This window comes from Maridesulfovibrio sp., assembly GCF_963678865.1.
Classification (GTDB): Bacteria; Desulfobacterota; Desulfovibrionia; order Desulfovibrionales; family Desulfovibrionaceae; genus Maridesulfovibrio.
Genome location: NZ_OY787459.1, coordinates 2,762,885 through 2,788,810, shown reverse-complemented (window position 1 = coordinate 2,788,810; position 25,926 = coordinate 2,762,885). Strand labels below are relative to the sequence as shown.

General features: G+C 49.3%; 22 protein-coding genes and 1 tRNA gene. 9 read left to right on the top strand and 14 right to left on the bottom strand.

Annotated features, from left to right (window positions below):
• Nucleotides 1-109: 109 nt before the first annotated feature.
• The 11 genes from ACKU41_RS12810 to ACKU41_RS12760 all read right to left on the bottom strand — a co-directional run bounded on the left by ACKU41_RS12810 (nt 110) and on the right by ACKU41_RS12760 (nt 12,794).
• The gene (locus ACKU41_RS12810; RefSeq protein WP_321401295.1) at nt 110-1,135 is read right to left on the bottom strand and encodes an extracellular solute-binding protein; all 1,026 of its coding nucleotides are present in this window, start codon (nt 1,133-1,135) and stop codon (nt 110-112) included.
• Nucleotides 1,132-1,896 carry a spermidine/putrescine ABC transporter permease PotC gene (potC, locus tag ACKU41_RS12805; protein ID WP_319777769.1) on the bottom strand — a complete coding sequence of 255 codons (765 nt, stop codon included), beginning with the start codon at nt 1,894-1,896 and terminating at the stop codon, nt 1,132-1,134. The genes ACKU41_RS12810 and potC overlap by 4 nt, the downstream gene beginning before the upstream one ends.
• The gene (gene potB, locus ACKU41_RS12800; RefSeq protein ID WP_321401292.1) at nt 1,893-2,744 is read right to left on the bottom strand and encodes a spermidine/putrescine ABC transporter permease PotB; all 852 of its coding nucleotides are present in this window, start codon (nt 2,742-2,744) and stop codon (nt 1,893-1,895) included. Before potB ends, potC begins: the two co-directional genes overlap by 4 nt.
• Entirely contained in the window at nt 2,722-3,852 is a 1,131-nt protein-coding gene (gene potA / locus ACKU41_RS12795) for a spermidine/putrescine ABC transporter ATP-binding protein PotA (RefSeq protein WP_319777767.1), read from the bottom strand. The genes potB and potA overlap by 23 nt, the downstream gene beginning before the upstream one ends.
• A gap of 362 nt (nt 3,853-4,214) precedes the next feature.
• Nucleotides 4,215-5,312: a non-hydrolyzing UDP-N-acetylglucosamine 2-epimerase gene (gene wecB, locus ACKU41_RS12790; protein WP_321401289.1), complete on the bottom strand. Its 1,098-nt coding sequence runs from the start codon at nt 5,310-5,312 to the stop codon at nt 4,215-4,217.
• 280 nt (nt 5,313-5,592) lie between these two features.
• Nucleotides 5,593-6,912, bottom strand: a complete 1,320-nt coding sequence (gene radA / locus ACKU41_RS12785; RefSeq protein WP_321401287.1) for a DNA repair protein RadA — start codon at nt 6,910-6,912, stop codon at nt 5,593-5,595.
• Between the two features lie 346 nt (nt 6,913-7,258).
• A complete protein-coding gene (locus ACKU41_RS12780; protein ID WP_321401285.1) occupies nt 7,259-8,716 on the bottom strand; it encodes a DUF3426 domain-containing protein in 1,458 nt (485 codons plus the stop codon).
• A 76-nt stretch (nt 8,717-8,792) separates the two neighbouring features.
• Nucleotides 8,793-9,317: a hypoxanthine phosphoribosyltransferase gene (gene hpt, locus ACKU41_RS12775; RefSeq protein WP_321401284.1), complete on the bottom strand. Its 525-nt coding sequence runs from the start codon at nt 9,315-9,317 to the stop codon at nt 8,793-8,795.
• Nucleotides 9,318-9,330: 13 nt separating this feature from the next.
• A complete protein-coding gene (locus ACKU41_RS12770) occupies nt 9,331-9,792 on the bottom strand; it encodes an N-acetyltransferase (RefSeq protein ID WP_319777762.1) in 462 nt (153 codons plus the stop codon).
• Between the two features lie 6 nt (nt 9,793-9,798).
• Nucleotides 9,799-10,284, bottom strand: a complete 486-nt coding sequence (locus tag ACKU41_RS12765) for a TlpA disulfide reductase family protein (protein WP_319777761.1) — start codon at nt 10,282-10,284, stop codon at nt 9,799-9,801.
• An 89-nt stretch (nt 10,285-10,373) separates the two neighbouring features.
• On the bottom strand, nt 10,374-12,794 hold the full coding sequence (locus tag ACKU41_RS12760) for a homocysteine S-methyltransferase family protein (RefSeq protein WP_321401281.1): 2,421 nt from the start codon (nt 12,792-12,794) through the stop codon (nt 10,374-10,376).
• Between the two features lie 285 nt (nt 12,795-13,079).
• On the opposite strand from ACKU41_RS12760, the gene ACKU41_RS12755 reads away from it, so the two are divergent.
• The 8 genes from ACKU41_RS12755 to tkt all read left to right on the top strand — a co-directional run bounded on the left by ACKU41_RS12755 (nt 13,080) and on the right by tkt (nt 20,547).
• On the top strand, nt 13,080-14,048 hold the full coding sequence (locus tag ACKU41_RS12755; protein WP_319777759.1) for an RNA polymerase factor sigma-32: 969 nt from the start codon (nt 13,080-13,082) through the stop codon (nt 14,046-14,048).
• Nucleotides 14,041-14,829, top strand: coding sequence for an HD domain-containing protein (locus ACKU41_RS12750; RefSeq protein ID WP_319777758.1), 789 nt, complete (start codon nt 14,041-14,043; stop codon nt 14,827-14,829). The genes ACKU41_RS12755 and ACKU41_RS12750 overlap by 8 nt, the downstream gene beginning before the upstream one ends.
• A complete protein-coding gene (locus ACKU41_RS12745) occupies nt 14,826-16,574 on the top strand; it encodes a tetratricopeptide repeat protein (RefSeq protein ID WP_321401277.1) in 1,749 nt (582 codons plus the stop codon). The genes ACKU41_RS12750 and ACKU41_RS12745 overlap by 4 nt, the downstream gene beginning before the upstream one ends.
• Nucleotides 16,571-17,365, top strand: coding sequence for a hypothetical protein (locus ACKU41_RS12740; protein WP_321401275.1), 795 nt, complete (start codon nt 16,571-16,573; stop codon nt 17,363-17,365). The genes ACKU41_RS12745 and ACKU41_RS12740 overlap by 4 nt, the downstream gene beginning before the upstream one ends.
• Nucleotides 17,366-17,395: 30 nt before the next feature.
• On the top strand, nt 17,396-17,719 hold the full coding sequence (locus tag ACKU41_RS12735; RefSeq protein WP_319777755.1) for a hypothetical protein: 324 nt from the start codon (nt 17,396-17,398) through the stop codon (nt 17,717-17,719).
• Nucleotides 17,720-17,742: 23 nt separating this feature from the next.
• Nucleotides 17,743-17,827, top strand: a tRNA-Tyr gene (locus ACKU41_RS12730).
• A 164-nt stretch (nt 17,828-17,991) separates the two neighbouring features.
• Nucleotides 17,992-18,423: a ribose 5-phosphate isomerase B gene (gene rpiB, locus ACKU41_RS12725; protein WP_319777754.1), complete on the top strand. Its 432-nt coding sequence runs from the start codon at nt 17,992-17,994 to the stop codon at nt 18,421-18,423.
• 144 nt (nt 18,424-18,567) lie between these two features.
• On the top strand, nt 18,568-20,547 hold the full coding sequence (gene tkt, locus ACKU41_RS12720) for a transketolase (protein ID WP_321401273.1): 1,980 nt from the start codon (nt 18,568-18,570) through the stop codon (nt 20,545-20,547).
• Nucleotides 20,548-20,627: 80 nt separating this feature from the next.
• Here tkt and ACKU41_RS12715 read toward each other — a convergent pair whose 3' ends face one another.
• Nucleotides 20,628-20,909 (bottom strand): BC1872 family protein, encoded by a 282-nt coding sequence (locus tag ACKU41_RS12715; RefSeq protein ID WP_319777752.1) that lies wholly within the window; start codon nt 20,907-20,909, stop codon nt 20,628-20,630.
• Nucleotides 20,910-21,069: 160 nt separating this feature from the next.
• On the opposite strand from ACKU41_RS12715, the gene ACKU41_RS12710 reads away from it, so the two are divergent.
• On the top strand, nt 21,070-21,780 hold the full coding sequence (locus tag ACKU41_RS12710) for a hypothetical protein (RefSeq protein WP_321401270.1): 711 nt from the start codon (nt 21,070-21,072) through the stop codon (nt 21,778-21,780).
• Between the two features lie 69 nt (nt 21,781-21,849).
• Here the strand turns inward: ACKU41_RS12710 and ACKU41_RS12705 are convergent, their stop codons facing one another.
• On the bottom strand, nt 21,850-22,065 hold the full coding sequence (locus ACKU41_RS12705; RefSeq protein ID WP_321401268.1) for a YtxH domain-containing protein: 216 nt from the start codon (nt 22,063-22,065) through the stop codon (nt 21,850-21,852).
• A gap of 124 nt (nt 22,066-22,189) precedes the next feature.
• Nucleotides 22,190-25,888 (bottom strand): DUF748 domain-containing protein, encoded by a 3,699-nt coding sequence (locus tag ACKU41_RS12700; RefSeq protein ID WP_321401266.1) that lies wholly within the window; start codon nt 25,886-25,888, stop codon nt 22,190-22,192.
• Nucleotides 25,889-25,926: the final 38 nt, after the last annotated feature.

The following is a 25,926-nucleotide window of genomic DNA, read 5'->3' as shown; positions in this document are numbered from 1 at the left end:
TCAATTTCTGGCACACCCTAACATGATTAAGTATAGGTTTTCCATTGTTTTAAACCACGAAAAAAACCGCCCCTGAAAATTCAGGGGCGGCAGAATCAAGCTTTCAAGTCTAATCGGCTGTTTTCAATTTCAGCCAATATTTTTCATATACCGGTGTGGCCTTGCCCAGCCCGACTTCAAATTCCCCACGGGCAAGAATCTCGTCCGGGGGGTATGATATAGGATTATTACGTACTGCCTCGGGCAGAAGCTTTACGGCCTCGGCATTTGGTGAGGAATATCCCATTTCCTCCGCAATCCTGGCGGAAATATCAGGACGAAGTACAAAGTTGATGAACTTGTATGCCTCTTCAATGTTATTGGCCCCGCGCGGAATGGCGAGGTGATCCATCCACAGACTGTAACCTTCCTGCGGGTAAACATACTTGATAGCAGGATTCTCCTGACTGGCTACAAAGGCTTCGCCGTTCCAGAGCTGCCCGACCATGGCCTCATTGCTAAGCAAAGCCTGCTTTGGGGAATCGGAATCAAAAAGCTTTACCGAGGGTAACAATTTCTTCAGGAATTCATAGGCCTTCTTTATATGTTCCGGATCCTGATCATTGACCGAATAGCCATTAACCTTGAGAGCAATGGCAAAAACGCCGCGCAGGTCATTCAGCAGCAGGATGCGTCCTTTAAGTTCCGGCCTAAGCAGATCCTTAATGGATTTGACATTCTCCAAGGGAACAAAATCAGTATTTACAGCAATCCCCGAAGATCCCCAGAAATAGGGCACACTGTACTTGTTGCCCTTATCAAAATCCAAGTTCACAAAACGCTTATCCAGATTTTTGAAATTGGGAATCTTTGATTTATCTATGGGCAGCAACAGACCTTCGGCACTCATGCGGACAACAAAATCAGTGGAAGGAACAACGATATCATAATCATGATCCTTGACCATCTTGATCTTTGTATACATGGCCTCGTTGCTGTCATAGGTAACTTCCTTGACTTTGATCCCGGTCTCTTTGGTAAACTGTTCCAGAACTTCACGGGGCATATACTCTGACCAGTTATAAAGAATCAGGTCCCCGGCGGTAGCAGTGGAAGAAATTGCAAGCATCAGTAATGCAAAAATCAACTTTTTCATTTTTTCTCCTTAATCAGCAGCTGCGAAAGAGTTACCAACACAAGGGTAACCGCAATCATGACTGCGCATAAAGCGTTGACCTCCGGTTTAACGCCCAGCCGCACCATGGAATAGATACGCAGGGGCAGGATTTCGAAGGTCGGCCCGGTGGTAAAAAAGCTTACGATCACGTCATCCATGGACAAGGTGAAACTTAAAAGCCAGCCTGACAGAACCGACGGCCAGGCCAAGGGCACGATTATGTGTCGGAAGGTTTCATAATCCCCGGCCCCGAGATCCTTGGCTACCTCCAGCAAATGCGGATCCAATCCCTTCAAGCGGGCGGAAACCGTAATTACTACAAAGGGAACCGAAAAAGTCACATGAGCCAGAAGCAGGGTCCAGAATCCCAGAGGAATCGAGACCGCCACAAACAAAATCAGCAACGATATACCCATGACAATATCCGGGGCCATCATCACTACATACAGGGAGCCCTGCATAACTTTACGTCCATGAAACCTGTATTTGGTAATCAGGACGGCTGCCACGGTTCCCAGCAATGTTGCCACTGTTGCAGATACTGAAGCCAGAAGCAGGGAATTTACTGCGGTTTCAATCAGCCGGTCGTTCCCGGCCAACTTAAAATACCAGTCAAAAGTAAAACCCTTCCAGTTCATGGAATACTTGGAAGAATTGAAAGAATACGCCACCATTACCGCCAGCGGCAGATAGAGGAAAAGAAAAATCATCCCGGCATAAATGCGGTTCAAAAATTTCATGATTTCCTCCTGCTCACCTTACGGCGGCTGAATCTCTGCAGCCCGAACATGACTGCCATGAGCAGGATCATGAGCACACTGGCAGCGGCTCCTACCGGCCACTCCCGGCTGACCAGAAACTGATCCCGGATAAAGTTTCCGATAAGCGCCTGTTTTGATCCACCCATAATATCAGGGATATAAAACATACCTAATGCAGGAAGAAACACGAGCATGCATCCGGAAACAATACCCGGCATAGTCAGGGGCAGGGCGATCCTGAAAAAGCAGCTCATAGGACTTCCACCCAGATCACGACCAGCTTCCATAAGCCGAGTGTCAATCTTGATGATTGAAGAGTAGAGCGGCAGGACCATGAACGGCAGCAGTGTATAACTCAGCCCCAGCAGCACTGCTCCTGGCGTATAGAGCATCTGCAGCGGCATATCTATAATACCCAAGGTTTTAAGCAGCTTATTGATGAGCCCGTTGGCATTGATAATTGCAACCAGCGCATAAGTCCGTACCAGAGAGTTGGTCCAGAAGGGAACAATGACCAGCACTAGCAGCAAGGGACGCAGTTTTTTGGAAACCCGGGCCAGAAACCATGCAAACGGATAACCGGCAAATAGGCAGATAAGGGTGGTCATTGCCGCAAGCTTGAAGGAACGCTGAAAAATCTTGAGCACTGCCGGGTCCAGCAGTTCAAGATAATTTGAAAACGTAAAAGGAAGGGAAACGAACCTGTCCGTATCAACAGTCAGGAACGAAACACCCAGTACGAGAAGGTTGGGCAACAGCACCAGCAGAATCAGCCAGATCCATATGGTGCCGGAAGCAAAGAGCCTAGAGTCCTTTTTGTTCTTCATAAGGCAGCACCACCTCCCATCCTTCAATCCAGCTTACAGCCAGCTCGTCTCCGGGACGATAAGAAACGGATTCCGCATCTTCATTGAAAAACTCGGTAGCCAGCACGGTGTTGCCGTTTTCAAGTTCAACCACAACATCATAAGTTGTGCCCTTATAAACAGTTTCCAGCACACTGCCTTTGAATACCGGACACCCCTGCTCATATTCGTACTGAAGACAGTCGCTCAGTTGCAGGTCCTCAGGACGGAGCAGAACACGGACTTTATCCCCGGAGGCGAACTCTCGGCCTGCGCTCAGGAAGCAATTCATACCCCCCAGATCGGCCTCAATACGGAACCCGTCCCCGTTAGGGATGCATTTACGCACTACGGCATCAAAAAAATTGGTCTCGCCCACAAAACGGGCTACAAAAAGGTTCTCCGGCTCCTCATACACCTGACGGGGATTCCCGATCTGTTCTACCCGGCCATGATTCATGACGACAATTCTGTCTGCCATGGTAAAGGCTTCCTCCTGATCATGGGTGACCAGAACGAAGGTAATACCCAGCTCTCTTTGTAAGTGCTTGATATCCATCTGCATCTGCTTACGCAGGCGACGATCAAGCGCTGAAAAGGATTCGTCCAGCAGGAGGACCAACGGCTTGTTGACCAGTGCGCGAGCAATTGCAACCCGCTGCTGCTGACCGCCGGAAAGTTCCTGTGGCTTGCGGCCCCCGAAGCGCTCCATCTCCACAAGTTTGAGTGCGTCTTCGACCCTGCTGCGAATCTCTCCGGCCGGAACCTTCTGCATTTTCAGGCCGAAGGCAACATTGTCGAAAACGGTCATGTGCGGAAACAGAGCGTAACTCTGGAATACTGTATTTACAGCGCGCTTCTCGGGAGGCAGGTCATTCACAACCTCTCCACCGATCTTCACGCTACCGGAATCAGGCGTCTCAAAACCGCCGATAAGTCTCAGGATGGTAGTCTTTCCGCAACCGGAAGGACCAAGAATGGTCAGGAACTCCTTGTCCCTGATGGAAATATCCACGTTGTCGAGGGCAATGTCCCCGTCAAAGGACTTGCTTACCCCGCGCAACTCTACGAGAGTCTTCTGCTGTTCCATGACAGCCCCCATGCAAAAAAGACTGCGCGGGACAACAACATCCCGCAGCCGACAGGGAAAAACGAATCAGTTCCGCCTGCTTTCCCTGTAAATTTCGGCACAGCGACAAAAAAGCCGCGCCAAAAACCAACACCGGGCCATTAAAACAATGCCCGTAACAGTCCCGTTTCCTTGATTAGGAAACAGACACAAGGGACCGGCTGAATCAACTGAAACGGAAACAGCAGGTCCGTAACTCTGTAAATAGAATTATAAAAGATCAGTATAGTACCGGATCAGAAATTTACAAAGGAAAAACCTTCTAGCCACATGTCCGGACAATGGCAACAAAAAAAGCACCCTCCGGCAGCAAAGAGATTCCCCTAATTTAAATACTCCACCAGAATTTCCCAGATGCGTTCCGAGGCATGACCATCCCAGCCGTCAATTTTAGGAGCAGGGTTGCCTGTTTTTCCTAGGGCTTTTTCTGTCTCACGCAGGATATTTTCACCGGAAATTCCAGCCAGCACGTTGGTACCTTTTTCTATGGTCACCGGACGCTCAGTATTTTTACGCACAGTTACGCAGGGTACACCCAGCGCAGTTGTCTCTTCCTGCAACCCACCGCTATCGGTAATCACCACCTGCGCATCTTTCCACAGATACAAAGACTCCCGAAAAGACAGCGGTGGGAAGGTATGTACATTCTCAGAAAATGAAATACCGAATTGTGCCATCATCTTTTCAGTGCGGGGATGAATGGGAAAGAGCAAAGGCAGGTCTTCCGCAATCTTATTCAATGCCTCAACGATCCCTTCCAGAACCTCACGCTTGTCCACATTGGAAGGGCGATGCATAGTCATGAATCCGTAGCGCCCGATCTTCTCCTTAAGCTCACGGCTCTGGTAGCCTTCAACCACTTCAGGTCCGAGACGGCCAACATTATGGAAAAGATTGTCGATCATAACATTACCGACATGAAAAATATCATCCGAGTTCTTGCCTTCCCTAAGCAGGTTCTCGCGGCCATGTTCTTCAGTAGTGAAAAACAGATTGCTGATGGAATCCGTAACCATACGGTTGATTTCCTCCGGCATATCCATATCACCGCTGCGCAATCCGGCCTCAACATGGGCAACCGGGATATGCAGCTTACGCGCAGTAACCGAACAGGCCAGAGTGGAATTCACATCACCGACAACCACAACAAGGTCGGGATTCTCTTCCATGCACATTTTCTCAAAAGCGACCATGATCGCCCCGGTCTGTTCCGCATGGGTTCCGGTGGATTTGCCCATATTGAATTTGGGCTTGGGAATGTCCAGATCTTCAAAAAACACCTGAGACATCTGGCGGTCATAATGCTGTCCGGTATAAACCATCTGGCAATCAGCGCCCTCAACATCACGGGAAGCCCGAAATATAGGCGCAACTTTCATCAGATTGGGCCGTGCCCCTGCTACAAGAAATACTTTTTTCATGGAAGATGCCTCCGGCGGCTGGGGAAGAAAATTTTTACAAAAGTTATCCTTCCACAGACCCCATCCGTTCAAAAACTTTTAATAAGCTTCGCTCTGTTGAACGAAGACGTAATTTTTATTCAATAAAAACAAGTATAATTCCCCAAAGCGAACTCGTTCCAAAACTACTAAACGTTTTAGGAGAGTCCAGAGAAACCTTTTCCAAAAGAGTTCTCTGGTCCCCGAAGGGCCGCCGGAGACGAAATAAATTCATTCATAACAGCGCGTAGCGCAATCAAACTTACTCAGGGCCAAAAAGTTTGGCCTGCAGTTCATCCAAAGTTCTACAGGTTCCTGACTGATAAATCGGCCCGTAACCCAACCTTTTAGCCTGTTTGAGTCTGGTTTCACCGCCTGAAGCCGGCCGGATGCGACCATTCAAATCAACCTCGCCCCAGAACACTGCACCGGACTGAAGGGGACAGTCATAGAACGAGGACAGCACAGAGGCCACCACACCCAGATCAAGGCCGGGATCACGCATGGCCAAGCCGCCGCCGATCTTGGCATAAATATCGAGCTGACCCAAGTTTAAATTTAGCCGTTTTTCCAGCACGGCCAGAATGAGATTCAACCGGTTGGTATCAAAACCCAAAGCGGTGCGGCGTGGAATAGAGAGCACTGTCCGGCTGGCAAGGGCCTGCACTTCCACGGCAAATGGCTTATGACCATCCATAGCCATAACTACTGCCGCCCCGGAGCAGGAGTCATCCCGGTCACCTAGGAAAAGAGTTGAAGGGTCTTCAACAATCTCCATGCCTCCTTCACGCATGGAAAAAACCACAAGTTCGTCACTAGGGCCGAACCTGTTTTTAAGCACCCGCATGATGCGCATCATGTGTTTGCGATCCCCCTCAAGATAGAGAACCGTATCCACCATATGTTCCAGCAGCTTCGGACCTGCAATCTGCCCGTCTTTGGTAACGTGGCCGACTATGACCAGCGTGGTGCTGGTCTTTTTAGCCGCTTCCACCAGTTCTGATGAGACCGCCCGCACCTGACTTACGCTACCCGGAATACCTTCTGCCCGGGGTGAAGTCAGAGTCTGAACGGAGTCGATGATTATCAGGTCCGGCTTTTCCGGTGCTTCCAGAATGGAAAGAGCCTCTTCCGCATTGGTGGAAGCCACAGCCAGCAATCCCGATTGCAACACACCCAGACGATCAGCACGCCCCCTGATCTGGGCCAGAGATTCTTCGCCGGAAAAATACACCGCCTTATTGCCCATGCGGCACTGTTCCGCCGCAAGCTGCAGCAGCAGTGTGGATTTGCCGATTCCCGGCTCGCCGCCCACAAGCACAGCTCCGCCCGGAACAAAGCCTTTGCCCAGCACGGTATCCAACGGTTTGAAACCGGTGGAACGGGCCTCGGTATGCTCAACAGGTATATCTGAAAGCGGAACAGCCAAGGTATTGGCCGGAGCATGGCTCACCCCGCCTTTACGACGGACCACAACCTTCTCCTGCAAAGTATTCCATTCGCCGCAGCGAGGGCACTGACCCTGCCATTTCAGGGCCTGAGCACCGCAGTTTGTACAAACAAAAACGTCTTTAGTTTTCATGGGTGGGCCTCCGGCGGCCAGAGGGGGAAACTTTTGGGAAAAGTTTCCACCTCTGGACTCCCCCTTCCAAACTTTTTATCGGGCTTTGCCCTGTTTCCATAAAAGCATCTATCGATAAACGAAGTGCTTTTCCGGCAGACCGCCCTAAATTAAATACACATATAAAAAGGCGGGAGATTCAGCTTAAAGCCATATCTCCCGCCACAAATTACATTCTAAGCAGCACAATCTCACAAGCTATGCCCAAATAAAAACTATTAAAAGTTTTTGGGATTCTTAAACCCTTTTTACAAAAAGGGTTTAAGCCCCCGGAGGGACTCCCGGTAGGGCCGCCGGAGGCATGCCTTTATTTCTTAGGCGGATTCTTGGCGTCGACAACGTTTATGACATACTCTTTAACTGCTGGCGAGGGCTTGAAAAACACGACCATGAAGGGCGTATCCATACCCGGCTTGAGCAGTGTGTTGTTGGAGAGTATGCCGACCTTGGAGCCAAGTCCGGCCTCAATTTCCTCTTTGGACTGCACTTCCAGCTGGAACAGGGAAAGTGTATTTCCGCAAAGCAGACGCTTGGAATCAAGTACCTGTCCCTTGTCATCAAACAGCTGTGCTTCAACCTCTATCAGCTCCTTGGGCTGGCTGAAATTGTTGACTACCTTGCCTTCAATGATAAAAAGCTGCCCGGCCTTGTCATTATTGACATAGAACTGACGCAGATCTTTGAAGGAGAACTTGCTGAAACGCTTGGAAGGCGGCTCGTTCGAATCAGTTGTTCCGGCATCGTCGGAAGTGACGAAAGGAAGACTGAAAGGCAGGCTTTCCCAGACCTTGAGATACCAGGCTGCCCCGGCTCCGCCAGCAAAAAGGATCAATACGACCAAGGTGATGATCAACCCTTTCTTACCCTTTTTCTTACTTTTTTTAGAAGGAGACGCGCCGAGGTCATCATCAAGATCGAATCCGGAAACTTCGTTGTCATCAAGATCGAATCCGGCTATTTCGCCATCATCAAGAGAGAGTCCGTCGTCTTCATCGAAATCCTCTTCTTCGAAATTTTCGTCCTCTTCAAAATCTTCTTCGGCAAAATTTTCATCTTCAAAGGCACCGTCATCTTCTACAATCTCTTCGTCATCATCAAAAAGATTGTCCTCAGAAAAATCCGCGCCATCATCTTCGTCTCCGAAAAGATCGTCATCATCAAAGAGGTCTTCACTGACTTCTTCGGAAACGGGTGCAGCTGCTTCCAGCTCATCATCAGCACCGAATAGCTCATCATCTATATCAAAATCGTCTTCTTCGGCTTCGGCAGGCGTTTCATCAGCAGCAGGCTCTGCAAACAGGTCATCGTCATCGTCAAAGAGATCAGCACCGATTTCAGCATCTGCAGAATTGTCGTCAGAACCGAACAGATCATCTTCAAGATCGTCAGAATCAGCCGCGGCAGCTTCACCGGCATCATCAACACCAATATCACCGAACGGATCTTCACCAAGTTCACCGCCTAACTCATCCGCAGCCTCATCGAAAAGGTCGTCATCAAAGTCAGGATCCGACTCGGGTTCAGGCTCCGGTTCCGGTTCCGGTTTAGGTTCCGGTTTAGGCGCAGGCTTGGGCTCCGGCTTAGGTGCAGGTTTTGGCTGCTCCTCTTCAAGCATGGACTCAACTTCATCCTCCGGCTCAGGAGCTGGAGGGGTTACCTTAAAAATATTCCCGCATTTGGAGCATTTAACCTTTGCCCCGCCTGCCGGAATCTTACTTTCCGGTAAATTGAACTTGGTTCCGCAGTTTGAACACGTAATTATCATGGACCGATCTACCTGCCATTAAATTGGTTTAACCGACTAACTTTTATAACAATTCTATGAACAAAACGCCTTAAAATCAGGCTCTTTCCAGTTCATACACTGCACTTAAATACCTGTATTTTTCAGCATAGTCCATTCCGTATCCCACAAGAAAACCATGATCGAGAATAAAACCGGGAAATTCAACTTCCAGATCAATTTCACGACGTTCCCTTTTATCAATCAGAGCACAGGTTTTCACGCTCAGCGGGTTACGTTTTTCAAAAACATGCTTAAGAAACTCCACCGAATGGCCGGTATCGACAATATCTTCGATGATCAGCACGTGCTTATCGGCAATAGAAACTTCCAAATCTTTAGAAAAATTCATGTTTCCTGTGCGGCTGGTTCCGGCTCCGTAGCTGGAAAGACGGACGAAATCAATTTCAGGGTCAGATGAGAGCGCGCGGGTAATATCAGCAAAGAAAAGGTAGGCCCCCTTCAATACACATACGCAGACCAACGGTTCCTGACCGTAGGTTTCGGAAATTTCCTTGCCTAAAACTTTGATCCTATCAGCAATTATTTCTCTAGAAAAAACTTCTTTAAGGCTATGGCCCATGATAGTTTTCCTTTTATTTCAGTTTTATAGTCATTGGAATTTCATCACAATCCGGGAACTGGGGACAGTTGATGCAGTCAGCCCAGATCTTCTGGGGCAACACATGCTTATCTGTTTCCACAAAACCAAGTTTTGCAAAGAACTTCTCAATATTTGTCAAAACAAACACGTCGCAAACACCAAGTTCACGCGCTTCCTGAATGCAGGCTTCCACCATCTGTGCTCCCAGATTGGAACCGCGAGCTTCAGGCACAACAACCAAAGACCGGACTTCTGCCAGACAATCCCAGCTTATGGCAAGTGCACAGCAGCCGATAATGTCTCCGTCATCGCTCTCGGCAACAAAAAAATCGCGCAGATGACTGTAAATGGAATTTAAAGGGCGCGGCAAAACCATGGCGTCCTTTGTCCGATCTTTAATGATGGCATGGATTATCTTTGCATCAGCCATCAACGCTTTTCTAATTTTCACCATCCGCGCTTACCGATCCTTTAACATCTTCTTTATATATCTTTCAAACATAGCTCCGGGATAGCTGCCCTCTTTATCGAAGACCCGCTTCCCAGCTGTATCGTAAAGCATGGTTCTAGGGATGGACTGTATCCTGAAAGCGCCCCCCACATCGTCGGCAGCAAAATAGACAGGATAGTTGAATTCAATGTCACTATGCATGAAATCATTCACCAGATCGCTGCTTTCATCAACGGAAACACCGATCATCACCAGCTCATCATCAGAGAAATTCTTACGCAGTTCGATCAACTCCGGAATTTCCGCCCGACAGGGAGGACACCATGTTGCCCAGAAATTGACCAGTATGACTTTCCCTTTATTTTTGGCGATAATATCCTGAATCCCTTGAGCATTGATGGTATCAACACCTTCAGCGGTCTCAGCCTTCTTGCAGCCGACCGAAAGAACAAGCAGCAGCACTAGCAGGATACTCGTTTTCATATATACTTTCATTTTCCCTCCAACAGGGGGCTTATCTTCAAATGCGCAATAAACACGCATTAGCAGATTCCATAAAATAACTCAAAAACCCGCATTCATCCTTATTGCAGCAGGTTTTTGGCGACTTTTACCGCAGCAACGGCATCCGTGGACCAACCGTCCGCACCGATGGATTCGCAGAATCCCCCGGTGATAACTGCACCGCCGATCATGACCTTGATGTTCAGATTGCGTTCTTTAATCAAGTTGATGGTCTCTTCCATCTTGACCATGGTGGTGGTCATCAGTGCGGAAAGACCGACGATTTTTGCTCCATGCTCTTCAGCAGCATCAACAATGGTTGTTGCGGGAACGTCTTTCCCGAGGTCAACGACATTGTATCCGTGGTTCTTGAGCATCAGGCAGACAATGTTTTTGCCGATGTCATGAATATCGCCTTCCACAGTCGCCATGACTATGGTTACTTTTTCCTCGGCATCACCGGAAGCTTCGAGCAGGGGCTTGAGTTTTTCAAACCCTTTCTGCAGAGTTTCAGCGGACTGCAGAAGCTGGGGCAGGAAATATTCTTTGCGTTCGTACTTCTCACCAACTTCCATAATCGCCGGGATGAGTTCCTGATTAACCAGCTCAAAAGGCTCACGTCCGCCTTCAAGGTCACGTTCAACAAGGGCTACAATTGATCCCCGGTCACCCTTGACTACTGCATCAAAAAGATTTTCAGCCCCGGACTTATCGGCTTTCTTAGCGCCTCCTGCAGCCCCGAATTGACCGCCGTCACCGGAGGGAGTCCAATCAGCGTAACGCTCAATGTACTGCTCGGCTTGAGGATCACGGGCAAGCATGACTTCGTTGGCATAAAGCGCTTCACGCAGACGCACCGAGTTGGGGTTGGAAATAAACGCACACATGCCCTGTCCCTGACAAAGGGTCAGGAAGCTGGAGTTAAGCAGTTCGCGGGCCGGGAGACCGAAAGAAATATTGGAGAGCCCCAGCACGGTGGGCAGGTTCCATTCCTCGCGGCAATGCTTGATAAAATCAAGGCAATGGCGTGCGGCCATGGGCTTGGAGGAAACGGTTAGCGCCAGCGCGTCAACCATAATAAGTCTGCGCGGAATGCCAAGATCATCAGCCTGCTTAAGCAGTTCGGAGACAACCTCCACCTTTTCAGCGCAGGTGATGGGCAGCTTGCTGCCGACAATAGGCAACAGGATAAAAGGCGCACCGAATTTCCTGCACAAAGGTCCCAGACGTTCCATGCGTCCGGGTTCGCCACTGATGGAATTAACCAGCGGAGAACCGGGGTATTCCCAGAGGGCTGCTTCAACAGCATCCGCATTGGTGGAATCAATGGACAGCGGTGCTGAGTGCTGGGAGAAAATTTCCTTGACCAGCGCGGGCAGAATTTCAACCTCATCAACCATGGGAGCCCCCACGTTCACATCCAGAACAGGCGCGCCTACTGACAACTGCTCTTCAGCAAACTTCATGGCCTGAGTAAACTGCCCTTTCTGCAATTCTTCAATAAGTACCTTTTTTCCGGTGGGGTTGATGCGCTCGCCGATGATCACGCCGCGCTGCTCAAAACCGATCTTTACGGTCTGTGCGCGGGAAGTCAGCACCATCTGGCAATCATCCTGCGGTACAGGACGTTTCCACGAAGCATCGCCCACGGCCTGTCGCAGGGCGCGGATATGGTCCGGTCCGGTTCCGCAGCAACCACCAATAAATTTTGCACCTACATCTACAAATTTTACCGACTGCTCGGCAAAAAGTTCGGGCTGCAGACGGAAGACGGTGTTGCGGTTCTCATCCAGTTCGGGAAGTCCTGCATTGGCCTCCACCAGCAGGGGAGAGGAAAGTCGGGGCTGCATATTTTTCAGCACTTCCAGAATCTGTTCCGGCCCGGCTGAACAGTTGGTACCCATCAGTTCAACGCCCATATTCTGCATGGTATCAATAAATGTGGCCGGACTGGTTCCGGTCAGGCAGGCGTTCGGGGATTCAAAAGTCATGGACAAAGCCACGGGCAAAGAACAGACCTCACGGGCTGCAATGACCACAGCCCTTGCTTCGGCGAGGTCAAAGTGAGTTTCGCCTAGAATCAGATCAACTCCGCCTTCCACAAGGCCGCTGATCTGCTCTTTGTAAATTTCGACCATTTCCTTGAAGGTCATTTCACCGAGAGGCTGTACAAAATGTCCTGTGGGGCCTACACTACCGGCAACAAAAACATTGTCCCCGGCAACTGAGCGGGCCAGAAGAGCCATCTCACGGTTCAGGCCGGTGACGTCTACGTCTGCACCCAGCTTGGGCCTGCTGCCGCCGAAGGTGTTGGTGGTCAGCACATTGGCCCCGGCATCCACGTAATCTTTATGAACGGATTTAATTACATCGGGACTCTGCAAACCGAAAAGTTCCGGAGACATACCAGCAGGCAGCCCTCTGCTTTGCAAAAAGGTTCCGTATCCACCGTCGAAAAAATATATTTTCCCGTCACTGAGGGCTTTGCGAAAATCAGGCATGTCTAACGCTCCACTTTTTATTTAATTTTTAATTCAACCAAAAGGCTGATCATTAATTTTACTTTTTGATGAAATCTTATCCTGTGGAATAGCAGCGGACAAGATGTCCGGCATGATGGGCTGCAGATGGTGCTTTATCAGCTGTCTGGCGTAGAAAACGCTTCTACTTAAAAACATTGAAAAGGACAAATAAAAACTATACCCTTGTAAGTTACAGGTTAGACCTTTTGTTTACAATAAATTATTCAAATAAATTCAGTCGAACAGGATAATATAAACTGGCCAATGTCATCAAAAAAAGAGACGTTAGAACTTGAACCTGTTGAAAATGAAGAGGTAAAACTTCCCCCTAAGGATGACTTCCTGCCTACACCAAGGGCAAAAGGAGAAGTCGCAACCAAGGATCCCCTTCATTTATATCTGCAGGAAATCAGCCGCTTTCCGCTGCTGGAACCGGACGAAGAATTTCAGCTTGCCAAACGGGTTCAGGAAAACGGGGACCAGCAGGCTGCATTCAGGCTTGTATCCTCGCATTTGAGGCTGGTGGTCAAGATCGCTATGGATTTCCAGCGCCGCTGGATGCAGAATGTGCTCGATCTCATTCAGGAGGGCAACGTGGGTCTGATGAAGGCCGTGAATAAATTTGATCCCGACAAAGGCATCAAATTTTCTTACTATGCTGCCTTCTGGATCAAAGCCTACATCCTGAAATACATCATGGACAACTGGCGCATGGTCAAAATAGGAACCACCCAGACCCAGCGCAAACTTTTTTACAACCTCAACAAAGAAAGGCAGAGATTACAAGCCCTTGGCTTTGATCCGACGACTTCTGAGCTTTCGAAAAATCTGAACGTCAGCGAAGAGGAAATTACGGAAATGGACCAGCGTCTGGCCAAAAACGATCTTTCCCTGAACCTTAAGTTCGGTGAAGATTCCGAGGCCACACGCATGGATTTTCTGCCTGATCTCGGCCCCGGAGTTGAAGAAACCCTTGCCAACAAGGAGATTTCCACATTACTTCTTGACCAGCTCAGGGCAATTGTTCCAAATCTCAATGATAAGGAACAGGTAATCCTGAACGACCGCCTTTTGTCCGATTCTCCCAGAACACTCAGAGAAATCGGTGAAGAGTTCGGGGTAACAAGGGAAAGAGTTCGCCAGATTGAAGCAAGACTGCTGAAAAAATTGAGGGAACATCTGGCTGAATCAGTTAAAGACTTTTCACAGGACTGGATACCTGAAAATGAATAAGCTGCTTACCGACCTAAAAAGAGAAGCAAAGGCAATGGCCTCGGCCCTGCCAGTCCCGATCTTTTACCGGGACCTTGAAACACAGATAGAATTTGCACGGGACATGTTTTTCGACCACCCGTTGATTATCAGGTTGCAGGAAGATGTTCTTCCTTTTCTTTACGACGAATATGCCCACGGCATCTACCATTCTAAAAAGGTAGCCATAGAGGCCGGGGCAATCATCCTCAAGGAAGGCGAAGATATGGACGGCGACCGGGTCCGCGAGCTGGTTCTGCTGGCCCAGTTCTGCGGTCTTCTTCACGATTGCTGCCGTCTGGACGAAAACCATGCCCTGCGCGGCTCAGAAACCTCCAAGGTAATTCTGAGCAACTACCCGCTTTCCGAACGAAGCAAAGAACTTATCGCCGAATCCATCGCCCGGCACGAAGCATTCAAACCGGAACAGCCCATTGAAAATGATCCGGAGCTGAAACTGCTCAGCGGTGCACTTTACGATGCGGACAAATTCCGCTGGGGACCGGACAACTTTTCCACCACCCTCTGGGAGATTTGCGATTACGAAGACTGGACCGTTGAGGAAATTATCGAAAAATTCCCCAAAGGTCTTGAAGTTATCAAATCCATCGAATCCACCTTCAGGACCAATACCGGTAAAGAGTACGGCCCGGAAATGATCGCTCAGGGCATCAATATCGGTTCGGCAATCTACGAAAAGCTGGTTGAATTTTCAAAAGATCCCAAATACCTCCCGCAGGAAGAACCCGAAAGGCTTGTATGACACAACTTACCGGCTCCTCACGCTGCACGTTCAAAGTTTTTACTGTAACGACCCTGCTTGCCCTGCTGATACTGCAGGGCTGTGCAGGCAAAAAAACAGCACCCCCCATACAGTTGCCGCTCAGTCAGGAAGCACAGCTGACCTACGATTATCTGGTTTACATGGATTACCGCTCCAGACTGGGACAGGTTCTGAGCGGGGTTAGAACTCCCCAGAAAATAAATGAAGTCGCCCGTCTGCAAAAAGACGCCCTGACTGTGCTGAACCGGATAATCGCAGCCGAGCCGCAGGAAAAATTTTATCTCGATAAATTTGCCCTCTACTGGACTACGCAACAGGTTGACGAAGCACGGGCAACCCTCAAGGAAGCACTTGAGAAGTATCCGAACAACCGGGACCTGAACATAAGTCTTGCCAACACATATCTGGTAGAAAACCGTAATGATGCCGCCGAGGGCGTGCTTAAAGAATATCTGCACAAAAATCCTGACGACATCGTAGCGACAGGGCATCTGGCCCGCATCTACCTTGAGCAGAAGAAATTTGCCCAGGCACTGGATATCCTCAAGGTAATCCCCCTTGATATACGCACCGCGCAGATCCATTACCTGCACGCCAAAGCCAGTGCAGGGTTGGGATTGACCCGGCAGGCCATCAAAAGCCTGAACAGGGCTGTAAAAGATAAGCCTGATTTTCTTGAGGCATGGGGCGAACTCGCCTACATGTATGAAATAGAAAAAGATTACGACTCTGCGGAAAAGATCTACACCAGGATGCTCGAATTCCCGGATGTCTCCAATCACATCCGGCTGAGGCTCATGGAACTCTGCCTCAAGCTCAACAACCCGGAACGGGCCCTGAAACTGGCTATTGAGGGCCGGCAATCAAAGGCCTTTCTGCTGGAAGCGGCCCAGCTTTTCATCAGCGGCAAGTTCTACGGACAGGCCTCAATACTGCTGGACCTTTTCGCTCAGCAGAAGACCATTCCGGATTCATATTATTTCTTTAAGGCATCTATAGCTTACGAAGGGGAAGATGATCCCCGGAAGGCCTTGGGGTATCTCCAGAAAATTACCCCGCAAAGTGAACATTATGACCGCAGCCTGCAGTTCCGCGCCCACCTGTTGATGGATCTGAAGCGGGACAGGGAAGCCCTTGAGGTCATCCACACCGGGCAGGAAAAATTTCCGGAAGAAGTTAATTTTTATCTGCTCGAATCCGGGCTGCACGCTCAAGAAGGAGACACTGTCTCTGCCAAGAACGCGCTGCTGCGCGGCAACAGCAATGTTCCCAACCACCCGCAGATACTTTTCCAGCTCGGCGCAATGGAAGAACAGGAGGGCAATCTGGACCAGACCCTGAAATATATGGAACAGATCATCTCCAGATTCCCGGACCATGCGGACGCGCTGAACTTTGTCGGCTACATCCTCGCCGACCGCAACGAACAGCTTGACCGGGCCATGGTTTTGATCAGCAGGGCCAACAGGCTGGAACCGGACAACGGCTACATTCTCGACTCTCTGGCCTGGGTCAATTACCGGCTCGGCAATTTCGAGGAAGCATGGAAACTTATAAGGCGAGCAGTTTCTCTTAGAAGCAAACAGCCCGAGCTTTGGGATCACTACGGAGACATAGCTGCCGCTATGGGCAAAAAAAAATCAGCAGCCAAAGCATACCGCAAAGCCCTGAAGCTGAAGCCCAAAAATGCTGAAGAGATCAGCAGTAAGCTGAAAAAATTATGATTTTCAGGTTCCGTCACACTGCATTACTGCTGGTGTTACTTCTCACTTTCAGCGGATGCGCGGCCCGAACGGGTGAGGTGTATGCGCCGGAAAAGACCTATTCAGCATTCCGAAGTATATACGGAAACTGCAACGCAACCGGAATCCGGGCCAAGGCCAGCCTTTACTATACCGCACAAGGCAACGGCCACCGTACCACCATGACTCTCTGGGGTGAATATGCATCTCCCCTGCGGCTGGATGTACGGGCCGGAATCGGGGCCTACATAGCCCATATTCATGAGGATGAAAGCGGGCTGACTGCTTTCTATCCAGACCAGAAAACAGCCTATACTCATTCTTCTCCGGTCCGTGCGGTCCAGATTCTGGGGCTGCCCTTTCCCTTCTCGCTGAAAGACCTTGCAGGACTCATCTCGGGCTGTTATCCAAACCTGATACCAGAATCATACGATACCGCAGTTCCTGAAAACGGGAATCTGCGTTTTACCTTTGATAAAGGTCCGGTCAGTGCAATTACTCTGACCGGTCAGGGCCTCCCGGTGGAAATATCGGGACGGGGCGAAATTCCATGGCGTATGGAAATGTCTTCCTATGAAAAAGACATTTCATCAGGCAAACCGCTGCCGGATAAAATCGCCGTGTACACAGAACAGGGAGATAAGGCCCTGCTGCGTATAAAATCCAGGACCTTCACTGCAAAGCCATGGCAGGCGGAAGCGCTTGAACTCAAGCTGCCCGAAGGCTCCGAGGAAATCCGTCTTGACCGCAACGGGTACGTGAAAATTGATTAAAATATTTTAGCTTTTCATATGGAGGGAAGTATGAGCGGGCAGGATTTTAATTCTAATGAAGAAAAGAGTGGACTTCTTGATAACTTTAAACTAGGTCTCGATGTCTGGCTGGCGGAGATGAAAGGAATCCTTTCCAGACTTCTGGGAAACTTCGAAGTCTGCCAGTTGGAAAAGCGTCTTGAAAAAGAATACGCACTTCTTGGAAAACTCACCATCGGTGATGTTGACGGAAACGCGGAACTGTGTAAAAAGCAGATCGAATTTTTCAAAGATGAAATCAGCAGGCTCCGCAAAGAGCAGGCTGCCAAGCGCGATGTAAAATATCGCGATAATGAACGCAAAATGGATATCTAACCGTTAACGGTTTCATATAGAGTGGTGGGGTTCCCGAGTGGCCAAAGGGAACAGACTGTAAATCTGTCGGCAACGCCTTCGGAGGTTCGAATCCTCCCCCCACCACCACATTAAACCGCAAGGTTAATCCATAAAACAAAAAAGTACAGGGTGTTACAAACAGAGTTGAGCACGGCCTGATAAACATAGTTCTGCGGGAAAGTTCTCGACAGAACTGTTTTTTTGTTGTGCCTACGGCTGCTTTTTGCACATCCTGCGCGGGAGATCTGGAGATGGCCGGTAAAGTTGTAATCGGTTCGGACCACGGGGGCTTCACCCTCAAAGCATTTGCCATTAAACTGCTCAGTGACATGGGCTACGATGTAATTGATGCCGGACCTGAAGAAGCTGTCAGCTGTGACTATCCTGTTTACGCCGAAAAAGTTGCCGAGATAGTTACCGGGGAAGAAATTCCCGGAATCCTGATTTGCGGAACCGGACTGGGTATGTCCATGGCCGCTAACAAAATCAAAGGTATCCGCGCCGCAATGTGTACCAACGAGTACATGGCTAAGATGGCCCGTGCACACAACAACGCAAATATTCTCTGCTTAGGTGAAAGGGTCATCGGCCCCGGTCTGGCCGAAGAAATAATCCGCGCCTTCATGACTTCAGAATTTGAAGGTGATCGGCACCTGCGCAGAATTAATCTTTTCGATAAATAGTAGAAATCCCGTCAGCATAATTGCAGGCGGGATTCTTTAATTTTCAATTTCTAACATCAGTCAGTATTCTCCAGGGAAGTGGGGCGCTTATCCGTCATACTTGAATGCTGCACAAAATATCATTTTTTAATAGGGGACTCAAAAATGAGTAACAACCAGTTGGACCAGAAAGCGGTCAACGTTGTCAAAGGCTTGATCATGGACTCCATCCGCAAGGCCAATTCCGGCCATCCCGGCGGCTCCATGTCTTCCGCAGACTTTGCCTACGTCCTTTACAAGGACTTCCTTAAATTCGATCCCAGCAATCCCGAGTGGGCCGACCGTGACCGTTTCGTCATGGCTGCAGGTCACGAATCCCCGCTGCTCTACTCCATCCTGCATCTCTGCGGATTCCTGACCATCGAAGACCTCAAGCAGTTCCGCCAGCTGGATTCCATCACCCCCGGCCATCCCGAACACGACATGACCCCCGGCGTTGAAGCTACTTCCGGCCCTCTGGGGCAGGGTTTCTGTGTCGGTGTAGGTATGGCTACCGCCGAGGCTTTCCTCAATGCCAACACTAACGACGATGTTGTAGACCACCACACCTACGTTCTCTCCTCCGACGGTGACTTTCAGGAGCCCGTAGCACTTGGTGCTGCAACCCTCGCCGGACTCTGGGGACTGGGTAAACTCATCGTTTACTACGATTCCAACGACATTCAGCTCGCAGGTCCCACCAGCAAGTGTGACTGCACCGACTTCAAAAAAGTTTTCGAAGCCATGTGCTGGCACGTTGTGGAAATCGACGGTCACGATCACGAGGCCATCCGCGAAGCAGTGAAAGCAGGTCAGGCTGAGACTTCCAAGCCGACCATCATCATCGGTAAAACCGTTATGGCAAAAGGAGCCGCTACCTGTGAAGGCAGCCACTCCACCCACGGTTCCCCACTTTCCCATGAAGAAATCGAAGCTACCAAGAAATGCTTCGGCCTTCCTGAAAAAGAAACTTTCTACGTACCCGAAGATGTTGTTGAACATTTTCAGGCCCGTTTCCCCGATCTCAAGGCTCTGGCAGCCCAGTGGAAAGAAAAATCCGACGCAGCACTCGCTACCGATGAAAAAATCTCCGCTTTCTGGGCTCAGGCCAACACTCCCCGCAGCGAGATCAAGCTTGAACTGCCTGAATTCGAAGCAGGACAGTCCATTGCAACCCGTAAGGTATGGGGCGCATGCCTCGATGCCATCACCGACGCTCTGCCCACTCTCGTGGGTGGTTCCGCTGACCTCGATCCCTCCAACCAGACTGCGAACTTCCGCAAAAAGGTCGGAGACTTCGCCATTGACGGCAAGACTGCACGTAACCTCGCTTTCGGTGTCCGTGAGTTCCCCATGTCCGTTATCCTTAACGGTATGGCTCTGCACGGCGGCGTAATCCCCTTCGGTGCAACCTTCCTGACTTTCTCCGACTACTGCAGAAACGGTATGCGCATGTCCGCGCTGCAGCACCTGCCGGTTATCTACATCTACACCCACGATTCTTTTTACGTAGGTGAAGACGGCCCCACCCACCAGCCCATTGAGCACGTAGCGTCCCTGCGCCTCATTCCGAACATGCTGGTGCTTCGTCCCGCAGATGCACGCGAAACCGCAGCCTGCCTCGAAATCGCCATGGCACAGGACAAACGTCCTTCCGCCCTCATGCTCACCCGTCAGGGACTTCCCGTCCTCGGTAAGGATGAGTTCCCGCAGGTAGAAGAAGGCGTTAAACGCGGCGGTTACATTGTAAAAGACTGCGAAGGCACCCCGGACATGATCGCCATTGCCGCCGGTTCCGAAGTATCCATGGCTATTGAAGCAGCTTCCATGATTGAAGGCAAAAAGATCCGCGTGGTCTCCATGCCCTCCGTGGAAATCTTCGAAGAGCAGGATCAGGAATACAAGGATTCCGTACTCGATCCCAACGTACGCACCCGCATCGCAGCAGAAGCAGGCCGTCCCGAAGGCTGGTACAAATACGTCGGTATTGACGGCGCAGTACTCGGTATAGACCACTTCGGCGCATCCGCACCTGCTGCACAGCTCGCAGAGAAATACGGCTTCACCGCCGCTAACTTCGCAGAGCTGATGAAGAAGCAGTTCTAATACTGATTCAAATATAAAGTTAAAAAGCCCGCCGGACTTAGTCCGGCGGGCTTTTTTGATCCCAAAATTATAGGGACTAACTACCCCACCAAAGCATCCGCCACAGCAACACAAACCGCCAGAGCAGCGTGGTCGCTTTGACCGGAAAAATCCTTGCCGTCTTTCTTAAGAGTAGCGCGCCAGTCGGTTTCGGTCATACTGCCCCGGCTTAGGTCTTCCAGCTTAAATACCCAGCCCTCTTCTTCCATCTTCTCGGTAATTTTCAACGCATCGTGAATATCTTCCATGGCCCGTTCAGGCATGGCGTCACCGAGCTTTTCCTTGAGTAGTTCTTCCAGACTTTCATATGTATATTCAGCCATTTTATTTCCTCCAAATGGTACGGTTATTCAAGAGACTTAATGAAGCACTGAATTAACACCCGTGTCAATTTGCAAACGTTACTCTTTTTCAAAACATGCATTGCAGTACGCATTCATTTTTCTTATTATAAAAATAAAGACATTCTCCAAGGAAAGATCTATGCTGGAAAATATCATTCTCATTTTCGGGTTATCAGTTGCCGGACTAACGGTCGGATATTTAACCGGGGCATCAGGCTCACCGGTTGTGAGCATTGTACTGCCTTTACTTTTTGGGTTGGCAGCTACGGGACTGGCTCTTTTCCAACCAGCTAAACAACTCTCCAACATTCCTAAAGAAAAAATCAATGACCATGAATGGATAAAATCATTTATGGAGGGAGTACAATCCGGACAGAAAAAAACTAAACAACTGATAGGACTGTCCCTGATATTTTTTTCGATATTCTACCTGTCTGGAACTGTCATAGGTGCAAAAGCAAGAATAGAACACTGGATCGTAAAACCTAAAATTAAAACTATGCCTTGGACAAAAGAAACACGCCCGAAAACTATTGACGAGGCCTTGACACTAATCATGGTTACAGAGCAACTTGCCAACTTAGGGTACACCGACTATGCAGCTGAACTGACTCACATAAGAGCAGGTGAAATAGGGATAAACTTAACGAATGGTGAAACAGATCGTGCCAATCAGACAAAGACTACTCAACAGTCAGACGTGAAAAAGATACTCGCACTGCTTGAACAACTCCAAGATAACCAAAGAGAATTAATCTTAAAAAGCAACGTCGATCCATTGCAGATATTGATGAATACGGGCCTGAAAAAAAAGGTTGAAGAACTGACTAAATTTCAGCCCCAAGAGTAAATCCAAATAACCCCGCCAGACCAAACGCCCCGGCGGGGTTAACTTCAAAATACTTATTTGCAATTAAAGCTAATTATCCATCGCCTCATTCGCTTTCTTTTTCAGATCATCAAATGTGCTCTTGGCATCATCACCCATCTGATCCATTTGATCCTTAGCCTGATCCATTGCCTCATCAATCTGCTTTCCGGCTTTTTCAGCAGGACCTTCTTCACTGCAAGCGGAAACGGCTCCTAGAAGAGCAACCAGACACAAAATATAAGCCAACTTTTTAAACCAATTCATAAGAACCTCACTAAATTTAATAAGGATCGCAAAGGGAATTATCCCCTTTGACCGCCGAAGGCGAAATCCGTTTATCAAAATCTAAACCAGCCTCACAGAGCCGCCGGAGGCCTACATAGCACAACTATTGAAGTCCCAACTCAACACGCGGTCCGGTCCCTTTTCCGGTGGCTGATACTCCTTTAAGGAAAACCCGCTCCGGTGCAATTCCGGACTGCTGAACCAAGAGGGTCCGCACTCTCTCAGCTCTGCGCCGGGCCAGTTCAGCCAATTGCGTATCTGTAATCTTGATATGATCGCGCAAGGCTTTTTCCATATCCGGAACTGGCTGTGCCACCACAATGCCGAGGAAGTTTTTCGGCCTTTCAAAGGTTGCTGCCTTATAGGCAGCTTCCAGATATTCTGGATATTCTTCTTCGCTCACTACTACTTCGTCAACAGACTTAGGCGCATTTTCATCACCTTCAAGCTCAAGAAACTTAGGCATGGCAACCTGCCTGCGGAACGTAGCCTTTTCCATGGCCGGGATATCCTCTGGTGCTGTAAATCCGCTGACCTCCAGCTTGAGTCCCGGACGGTCAATCATGGCCTTGGCTACAGATTCGACCTTGGACAACTCGCCTTCCTTGAATCCATCCTTGCCGGGTTCAAAAGCCATCACATCCATATCCTCACCGCCGCCGACAAGTGCTCCGATCAAAGCAAAAGGAGACGTAACAGCCTTGACCAGCAGGTTGACAATTGCCCGACCAATAACCTTGCCCAGTCTGAACTGAGGATCGGAAAGATCGCCCTCTACCGGGATATCAAGCCGGATATTGCCGCTGCTGTCCCTGAGCAGAGCCAGCCCGAGGCCGATGGGAATATTAGGCGCATCGGGATTGTTAATTTTATTGCCCACATCAAACTTGTAAATATCAAATACATTGTCTACGGCAATAAACTTTCCGCGCAGCTTTATCCCCACATCGGAACTGAGCATCCCGGTGCTGACCGGGTAAGCTATGAATTTCTCGGTATAAGGCGAAAGCTGGGTCATATCCAGATTGGCAAGTGAAATTTTGATATCCGTATCAGCTCCTTCGGGAGTAGGTTGCAGAAAACCTTCAGCCACCAATGGAGATTGCTGATCAAGAGTAGCGTTGAATGAAAGATCTGTGCGCTCTCCATTAGGAAGCTCAAGGCCGCGTACCGCAGAACGCATCTTACTGATGTCCAGCTCAAATGCCGGGGAGACGGCGTAATCCTTAAAGGTCACTGTGCCGTTGCTCATGAAAATCTTATTTACGGTAACAAAATTAGCCTTCTTTTCATCGGCAGTCGGTCCCTTGAGCTCGGAAACTCCGTCAGCCGGGGCAGTGCCTCCCGCCTGCGCTGTTTCCGCTTTCTCAGCGACCTGCTCGGCCTGTGCATCAACAGCAGCATCATCCACAGGTTCAGCCCTTTTTCCGGTCAACATACGGGAAATGTTGAAAGTTCCGTCCTGCTCTCGTTCTACATTAACTTTTGGAGCCAGCACAGCAATGGAACCGACATTGACTTTAAGAGGTGCGGACAAAAAATCAATTTCACGTACGGCAAGATCTTCAAGATGGAAAAACTGCTTGTTACCCTTATTATCCCGGATAAGCACATCCTTGAGCTGAACTTTACCTGTGTACCCGGCAACAGGCTCTTCTGCCGCCGAAAAATTCCATTTACCGCGCACGTCTATATGTCCGCGGGCAATATTCATTTGCATCTGCGGAGGCAGGTAACCGTTAAAATCGCGTAAACGCAATTTATGAACCTGCACGCTGCCCTTTCCTTTGAGTGATTCCGGCCCGGCCTGCCCGTTTATTTTGATGGACCCACGCTTGTTGATCAGTGCTGAAATATCCAGACTGAGCGGATTTTTTTCCGGGTAGGTCAACCCGTTCACCCCGATTTCAATATCACTGATACTGGTAACCGTCTTTTGAGTGGCTGCCAGATCAATGAACTCAAAACTTGAATTATTAAGGTTGAATTTATTCAGTGCCACCTGCCACGGCTTCTCTTCCGAATCAACGGATTCGGCAGAGTCGGATGGTTCGGCAGGCTGCTTGGCCGGAACACCTAGACCTTCAGAACTGGTCTTCCGCTGGTGCATTTCAATCTGCTTAAGCAGGTCGATGCCATTTTTATCACGCATGATCCGGATCAGAAGTTTGTTTAGATCAATGGAATCTATGACAACGGACTTCTTGTTAACATCCACCGTGCCGTTACTTATGGCGAATCCGCCAAGGCCGATCAATGTTTTGCCGCCCCCCTTGGGCTGCAGCTCAAGTCCATCCACATTGACCCTGATTTTTTCCAGCCGCACGGTTCCGTTCCGGGCACCGAAACTGAAAGAACTGCCCAGCCCGACCTTGCCTTTGGCAACATCAAGGGGCAGAGTATCATCCAGATAAACATGATAGTCGGGTACATCAAGATCTTCTACGACTGCAGAGCCGTTAACGGACAAGGGAACAACGGTCATACCGCCCTGTCCGCTGACTATCTCGGTTGCATTGGAACCAATCCTGAAATCCCATGTCCCTGCCGCATTCTCGGCGGTGCTTACATTTCCGGCATGGACCATAATCGGTCCGACTTTCTTGTTGAAACCTTTTCCAAAAGCGTTGTCTGTGAAATCCACCAGACCGCCTTCAAGCTTGAAGTCCTTAACCAATGCGGCAAGAGCAGGTCCGCTTTCTGCCTCGGTTCCATTCTCGGCTTTTCGAGACTTTTCACCTGCTTCTATGGACGGAGCGAGATAATCCAGAAGATCCGGACTACCATCCTCCTTAAGGCCGATTTTTAAATAAGGGTCATTCAGCCTGACGGAAGAAATCTGTAGTATTCGTTGCAGGAGACTCACCTCATCCACATCAACGATTAAATCGCTGAATTTGAGAAGCGACGGGCCTTTTCTGGCTGCAAGGTCGAATTTTGAAATACTGGCTTTGCCGCTTATAAGCACTCTTGGCAGCAGGGATTCTCCGCGCTCAAAAGAAAGAATCAGGTCGGTACTCAGGCTTCCGCTCTTGAGCTCGGTAGTTTCATAAATGGGCAGGTAAGGCCAGTATTCAGCCAATTGAGCATTTTTAAGGGAAAAATCAAATTCTGTTTTCAGACTCTGGTTAAAAGGCAGGGTATGTCCCTTCATGGAAAAGGGGGTACCGTTTATAATCATATCAAGGCTGGGCTGGACCTGTTTCTCATTGTCACGGAACAGAGATGAAGTAAAAGGTACGAACAGGTCGATGCTGGAAACCACGTGGCGTACATCACGTACCTTATCATAGACCTTACAGGTTCCGTTGCTGACAACCAGATCGCGGACAATGAAGGGAAACATCTTTTTTTCCTCTTCGGTCTTCTCTTCCGGCTGCTCTTCAACATTCCCGTCGGGAATAAGATCGGAAATACTGCTCCCGCCCCGGAAAACGGAGAGATCAACCTGAGGATCAACTATTTTTATCTGGTCAAGAATCAGGGAAAGCCTGAAAATGGAAAAAGAATCTAGATTGAGATCAAACAGCTTAAAGGCGAAAAGATTCCCCTCGCCTTCCTTTTTACCTATTTTAAATCCTTCTAAGGAAAGGTTCAGGGTGTAGGGATTAAAAGCCACCCGCTCTAACTGTACCGGCCTGTGCAGCACATCCGGAAGCTTGGCCAGCGCAACTTTCCTAAGAGTAAATGGGATAAGCAAAAAACCAACGAGAGTATAGAATATCAGTAGCCCGGCAATGACAACCCCGGCCTTGCCCGGACGGTTCAGTCCATTCCACTGTTCACATATTTTCTTGAGCATGGGATTTATCATACCTCCGCTTATAATCGGTATTCCCA